The sequence below is a fragment of the Parapedobacter lycopersici genome, from assembly GCF_040395035.1.
In the GTDB taxonomy this organism is placed as follows: domain Bacteria; phylum Bacteroidota; class Bacteroidia; order Sphingobacteriales; family Sphingobacteriaceae; genus Parapedobacter; species Parapedobacter lycopersici_A.
This window is the reverse complement of sequence record NZ_JBEBRB010000033.1, coordinates 21556-27901: the sequence shown is the minus strand read 5'-3', so window position 1 is coordinate 27901 and position 6346 is coordinate 21556. Positions and strand designations below refer to the sequence as shown.

The 6346-nt window shown below is 48.9% G+C and carries 6 protein-coding genes; 2 read left to right on the top strand and 4 right to left on the bottom strand.

All coding sequences use genetic code 11. The features are described 5' to 3' along the window. Positions 1–191 precede the first annotated feature (191 nt). Together ispE and ABWO75_RS08495 are read left to right on the top strand one after the other, a co-directional pair. Positions 192–995 (top strand): 4-(cytidine 5'-diphospho)-2-C-methyl-D-erythritol kinase, encoded by an 804-nt coding sequence (gene ispE, locus ABWO75_RS08500; RefSeq protein WP_353184533.1) that lies wholly within the window; start codon positions 192–194, stop codon positions 993–995. A 16-nt stretch (positions 996–1011) separates the two neighbouring features. Beyond that, a complete protein-coding gene (locus ABWO75_RS08495; RefSeq protein WP_353184531.1) occupies positions 1012–1533 on the top strand; it encodes a YdeI/OmpD-associated family protein in 522 nt (173 codons plus the stop codon). A 102-nt stretch (positions 1534–1635) separates the two neighbouring features. On the opposite strand, the gene ABWO75_RS08490 is transcribed toward ABWO75_RS08495, so the two are convergent. From ABWO75_RS08490 to ABWO75_RS08475, 4 genes are all read right to left on the bottom strand, one after another. Next, positions 1636–2244: a hypothetical protein gene (locus ABWO75_RS08490; RefSeq protein WP_353184529.1), complete on the bottom strand. Its 609-nt coding sequence runs from the start codon at positions 2242–2244 to the stop codon at positions 1636–1638. 41 nt (positions 2245–2285) lie between these two features. Continuing rightward, positions 2286–4613, bottom strand: coding sequence for a TonB-dependent receptor (locus ABWO75_RS08485; protein ID WP_353184527.1), 2328 nt, complete (start codon positions 4611–4613; stop codon positions 2286–2288). 104 nt (positions 4614–4717) lie between these two features. After that, positions 4718–5611, bottom strand: a complete 894-nt coding sequence (gene xerD / locus ABWO75_RS08480; protein WP_353184525.1) for a site-specific tyrosine recombinase XerD — start codon at positions 5609–5611, stop codon at positions 4718–4720. Between the two features lie 45 nt (positions 5612–5656). Further along, positions 5657–6247 (bottom strand): riboflavin synthase, encoded by a 591-nt coding sequence (locus ABWO75_RS08475; protein WP_353184523.1) that lies wholly within the window; start codon positions 6245–6247, stop codon positions 5657–5659. Positions 6248–6346 lie beyond the last annotated feature (99 nt).

Below are 6346 nucleotides of genomic sequence, written 5' to 3'. Positions count from 1 at the left end.
AACACGTATACACACTTTCCAGGCGTGCTCATTCGACCACTCTGACACCTCTCCGGTTAGGGCTGCAAAAATAAGCGATTATTTTATGAATTCAAATGAAATATTGGCTCATTTGAGAAAAGCGCCGAAAGTGATGGCACGATATGCGGGTTGCATTTGTAAAATAGGTGATTTATTCCTATTTCTGTAGCATGATTGCGTTTGCGAATGCGAAGATAAATATCGGGCTGCAGGTGGTTAGCCGGAGAGAAGACGGTTACCATAACCTGGAAACTATCTTTTATCCCCTGAATTTATACGATGTCGTTGAGGTGGTAGAGGCGTCCGAGGTACAGTTTTCGCTCTCGGGAATACCGATTCCGGCGAGTGGAGGAGAAAACCTTTGTTTACAGGCTTACCGCTTGTTGGCCAATGATTTTAAGTTGCCTCCGGTACACATCTACCTGCATAAGGTAATTCCGATCGGTGCGGGACTGGGAGGAGGGTCGGCCGATGCGGCTTTCTTGCTGAAACTGCTAAATAACCAATTCCAATTGCAGCTTGATGAGCCCAGGTTGATGGCTTACGCACGAAAACTCGGGGCCGATTGTCCTTTTTTTATCCGTAATAGGCCTGCTTTCGCAACAGGGATTGGCGATGTGTTTGATGACATTTCCATTGATCTTTCCCCTTATCATATTGTTGTGATAAAGCCCCATATCCATATTGCCACGGAAACCGCTTATCGCATGGTTACTCCCGATCCGGCCGGCCGGCAGCTAAGGTCGGCAATAGCACATCCCGTTGCGTCTTGGAAGAATATGATTTTTAACGACTTTGAAGCAGGTATTTTTTCAAAACACCCCGAAATCGCAGCCATAAAGGAAATGCTCTACGGGTACGGTGCGTTATTTGCTTCCATGAGTGGCAGTGGCTCCGCTGTTTATGGGATATTCTCGGAGAAGGTGTCGATACCGGCATCTGCTAAACAATATGACGTTTTTCAGCTTGATTGAATAATACCAAACCGATATGGTCGATTTCAGCGCAATAATATTACGGTTTGACCAGAAGGGCGAAAAATCAGGATGGTCGTATATTGAGTTGCCTGCTGCATTAGCGCAACAGATAAAACCCCATGAAAAAAGGAGTTTCCGTGTCCGCGGTACCATAGACGGCCAGCTGTTTGCCGGGATGGCGCTGGTTCCTATGGGGGATGGCGATTTTATTTTGCCTATCAACAGTAAGATGCGCCGGCAATTGAAGAAACAGCATGGAGCTGTGCTGCAGCTGTCTCTGGAGGAAGATGTTGATTTTAAGATCGAAATACCGGAGGACCTGGAAGTTTGCCTGCTGCAGGAAGATGATGCATTGATGGACCGTTTTATGTCGCTGGCTAAATCGCGCCGGAATTACTTTATCAATTACATCAATGAAGCGAAGACCCTGCCGACGCGGGCAAAGCGCATGACAATGACCGTGGAGGCAATGGCAATGGGACTTGATTTCGGTGCAATGATCCGCCTTGAAAAGTCGAGAAGGAGCAGGGAGTGAAAACTTCCTGCTTTAACTAAACTGCCCCTGGAACGGATATTTCATCCGGTCCAGGGGGCAAGTATGTATACATGCGATACCCCGACGGGTTAGCTGAAGATCTTAGTGATCGTCGCCATGACCGGCTTCTACCGGGTGCATCTCAAATTTCAGGTCGAGGTCATTCGCCCCCCCGAATTGGTTGTAGCCGGGATTATTCCAGTCGGCTGCAGTAATGCTGGCCTTGACACCTTCATTAAGGTGGCGTACAATGTAATTAAAGGTAAATCCATCGGACGGTTTCAGCACATGGATATATCCCGTTACGCCGACACGTGCGTTATCCGGATCGGCATAAACGTAATCAAGAACACCCTCTGGGGCTCCCAATATAAACACTTGGTGCCTGTCGGCATCATTTAGGAATTCCTGTTGCATTTCCCGGCTTGCAAAATCATAGGCGGTCAGTGTCAGCCGGTATGTTTTACCCGCTTCGAGGTGTGCATGTGCACCTACCGGAGCCAATCCTTTGTCATCAAAGGTGATTTCGATGGGTTCGACGCCCGCAACGACTTCGTTGTTTTCGCCCGCTACTTCCACAAAGGTAAGTTTGGCGCCGTTTACTTCTTCCTGTGGAATTTCCGGCTGCGGGTCGTCTTTGCTGCACGCATTAATGCCCAATGTTCCAAGAGCTAAAAGGGCAATAACGATCGTTTTTCTGTTGTTTTTCATAGGTAAGCAGTTAAAAAGTATAGCGTATTATGATTTATTCGTTAAAAAAAGTAAGCGAGTTTCAGGCTCGTATTGCGGCCCATGTCATGACTGAAATACCGGAACCTGTTCATGTATTCTTTATAGGAACTGTTCAATAGGTTGGTTACGGATAGCGTAAGGTCCAATGTGTGTTTTCCCACATTTACGCGCGTCCCCCCGTAGGCCGACAGCAATTGATAAGCGGGAGGGGGAGGTGCATAGTCCGTGCCCGGTTCATAACGGGTTTGGCGCCGTACCACGCGGTGTCCTAATTTGATGTAACTGTTGGTAAATTGGCCATGGACCGGTATTTCCCACCGGATATAATGATCGAGCCGGTCCGATGGAATATAGGGTAGATAAGTGTCCTGCTCTACATCCCGTGCCCGGATAACGGAGGCATCCAGTTGATAAGAAAGTCCCAAGGGAAAGCGGTACTGGGCGGAGAGATCGGCTCCGAGAAACGTGGCATTCGTCTGTCCGTACCGGAACACCGGAAATGTGCCCCGGATGCTCTGGATGTATTCTCCTGCGGAGGGTTGGGCATAGATGTAATGGTTAATATACTGGGCATATAGATCGAGGCTAAACGAAAAGTGTTCTCCGGCATAAGATGGGGTGGTAATCCATTTGAAGCTGCGTTCGCTGAGCAAATTCGGGTCGCCGATCTCATACAATGCCGCGCCATGGTGTAATCCGTTGCTGTATAATTCATTGGCATTTGGCGATCGCCATGCCAACCCGATATTGCTGTGCAGCTGCCAACCGTTACCCATCTTCAATACACCACCTAATGTTCCGCTGACATTATGAAATTGCCGGTAACCGCCATAAAATTCAAGGTCACTGTCGTAGCCTGCCGCGTCAAATGTTTTAAAGTCGTATCGCACTCCGGCCTCCAGTTCATACCGTTCGCGGATGAACCGTTGGATCGCAAACAGGCCGGTGGAGAAGCTGTCGTAATTCGGGATTAGTGGCGTATTCAATGTCCCGGGAACATTATTGTTCACCTGAAGAGAAAGGTTGGTGCCAAATTGGCTTTGCCATCCTTTTCGTTGTGCCATCCGGTAGCTGGCATCCAGGGTTTGTGTAGTCAGCACCATATCCAGCATAGGCAGCGCATCGCGGTCGCCGCGCCGGAGGTCATATTCCTGCCGGTGGTTCCGCTGGATGCCGTACTGAATGTCCAACGAGCTGCCATTGACGTGATCGCGATGCCATTTGAGCTTTCCGAGATCATGAACAACCGCCTGCCGCGGTGCAGCAATTGCATAGCTGAACGGATAATTCTCAAAGGGGCGTCCGGCTTCCAGCCGCGCTTCAATATCCTCCATACTGCCGATATGCGCGCTTGTCAATATTCCCAACGAGGTTTGAAAACGGCTGTAATAAGCCTCCAATGAGGTTCTTCCTTTTGAGTACTGTAATGCCGCCGATACATTGGCTTCGCCCACACCGGTATTGCCCAGGTAATAGTCGGCCGTCTGAATGTTACCACCCCGCTTGACAGTGCCCTGAAGGCGCCAGCTTAATCCCTTTATTTGTTTAATTGCCGATTGAAGCATGCCGGATACCACGCCCATCCGGCCATTGGTCTGATATAGGGTGTGGATTTCACCAGATAAGTGCGGATCTACGGGAAGCGGGGGAGGTGAGGCAATAATGACCCCGCCAATGGCATCGGCCCCGTATCGGACACCCTCCGCGCCCTTAATCACTTCGAAGTCCTTCGCGATAAACGGATCAATTTCGGGGGCATGCTCGCTACCCCATTGCTGACCTTCCTGGCGGATGCCGTTATTGAGTACCAGGATCCGGTTGCTATGCATGCCATTGATGACTGGTTTTGAAATTGTACTGCCGGTTTGCAACATACTTACACCAGGGAGCACCCCAAGGTACTCTGCGAGGTTACCACCACGGGCTTCGGCAATAGACTCACGTGAAAGGGCCTTTACCGGATTGGCAGTGATGACACTTCGTCCATGTCCGACAACCTCCACATCATGGAGTTTAATAGTGCCATGCTGGAGCGCAATGTTCAACCGGGTATCGCTTTGGGGTGTCAGTTGCATCGCTGCGCTTTCGAATCCGACACTGCTCGCTGTAACCTGATAGCTCGTGCCGCTGCACAGGTGTGAAAAATGAAAATAGCCATGGGCGTCGGAAATGGCCTGTAACTCGCCTGGATTGACCTGTACGGTCACTCCCGACAGGGGTAACCCCGTGTCGCTGTCGGTGACGCGACCATTGACAGTTAACGTGCAGCCCGTGTGCTGGGCATAAACCAAAGAGCAAATGGCTGAAAATAATAGTGCAATAATCCCTTTTCTTATGTATAGCGGCATATTTTTTTTCGTATGGGGTAAAGAAACTACGTGTCTTTCCCTAACAGGTGGTAAAAATACAATTTTGTTGCATTAATAAACAAATTAAATGCAACAAAATTACATTATGATCTTGGATGATATTGGGTAATAACCGATTGCAGGTACTCCCGGTCAACGTGTGTGTAAATCTCGGTGGTTGTAATGCTTTCGTGCCCGAGCATGTCCTGCACCGCACGAAGGTCGGCGCCGCCTTCAACCAGATGACTGGCAAATGAGTGACGGAAAGTATGTGGACTGATTTGCTTTTTCAGGCCTGTTTTCTTCGCCAGTTCCTTGATGATTAAAAAGATCATTACGCGGGTCAGGGGGACTCCGCGTCGGTTAAGAAAGACAAAATCTGTGTTTTCGGGTTTAATGGACTGGTGTATCCGCACTTCTTCAAGATACATCCGGAGGTGTTTGATGGCCTGGGAGCCAATCGGAATCAGGCGTTCCTTACTGCCTTTGCCCATTACTTTGATGAATTCAACATCGAGGAATAGATTGGAAAGTTTAAGTCCGGTTAATTCACTGACCCGCAAGCCACATCCATACAGTAATTCGAGCATGGCCCGATTGCGCATGCCCGCTGGTGTGGACCGGTCGATGGCGGACAGCAATGCGTCAATCTCCGTAATATTCAGTACATCCGGTATTTTTCGCCCCAGTCGTGGCGCCTGAATAAGTGCTGTCGGATTTTGGATCAGTCCCAGTTCAATGCTGAGAAAAAGGTAAAAGGTCTTGATGCCGGAAAGGATCCGGGCCTGGGTATAGGCCGATATCCCAAACCCATTAATCCACTCAAGAAACGCCTGGATGTCTTTTGCAGTAATATCGGCAGGTAAAATCGCAGGGGTTTCGGCATATTGCCTTAATTTATGCACATCACTTAGATAGGCTGCTATCGTATTTTGCGATAAGGCACGCTCCAATTGCAGGTATTCCTTAAATGCGTTTATTGAAGTTTCCCAGTCCATAGTAAGTCAATGTGCTGATGGCGAATCGGTTTGGCTATGGACGGCTTAGTTCCGTAATGCCAGGATACGCGCTACATATTTACCAATGACATCAAATTCAATATTTACGGCATCACCAGTTTTAATGTGCTGCATATTGGTGTGTTCATAGGTGTAGGGAATAATTGCGACTGAAAAGCGGTCGGCCAGCGAGTCAACCACGGTCAGGCTGATGCCGTTAACGGTCACTGAACCTTTTTCCACGGTCAGGTTATTCGTCTCCGGTTTATACCGAAACGTATATACCCAGCTTCCGTTTTGCGGTTCAACGGAAAGACATTGTGCAACCTGGTCCACATGACCCTGTACAATGTGTCCGTCCAGGCGTCCGTTTACGGGCGTGCAACGTTCGAGGTTGACACGATCGCCGATAGCCAGATCAGCGAGATTGGTTCGTTTCAGCGTTTCCTCGATAGCCGTAACGGTATGCAAACCCGGCGACAGGCTGACTACAGTAAGGCATGCGCCATTGTGCGATACACTTTGGTCGATCTTTAGCTCGTCGGATATGGACGAAGCAATGTGTATATCCAGGTTTCCGCGATCTTTTCGCAAATCCGTAACCGTTCCCAGTGTTTCAATGATTCCTGTAAACATAAATGTGCCTTAATTGATAAGCAAAGGTACGCTACCCGCCGCTATATAACAACAGCAGCCGGGATTGCCCGGCTGCCGTTATATCTTTAAATCAGGTGT

What these genes read in the sequence shown, in the direction of transcription:
- xerD (WP_353184525.1), bottom strand. Translation starts at nt 5,611, where the DNA reads ATGGACTGGGAAACTTCAATAAACGCATTTAAGGAATACCTGCAATTG.
- ispE (WP_353184533.1), top strand. Translation starts at nt 192, where the DNA reads ATGATTGCGTTTGCGAATGCGAAGATAAATATCGGGCTGCAGGTGGTT.
- ABWO75_RS08495 (WP_353184531.1), top strand. Translation starts at nt 1,012, where the DNA reads ATGGTCGATTTCAGCGCAATAATATTACGGTTTGACCAGAAGGGCGAA.
- ABWO75_RS08475 (WP_353184523.1), bottom strand. Translation starts at nt 6,247, where the DNA reads ATGTTTACAGGAATCATTGAAACACTGGGAACGGTTACGGATTTGCGA.
- ABWO75_RS08490 (WP_353184529.1), bottom strand. Translation starts at nt 2,244, where the DNA reads ATGAAAAACAACAGAAAAACGATCGTTATTGCCCTTTTAGCTCTTGGA.
- ABWO75_RS08485 (WP_353184527.1), bottom strand. Translation starts at nt 4,613, where the DNA reads ATGCCGCTATACATAAGAAAAGGGATTATTGCACTATTATTTTCAGCC.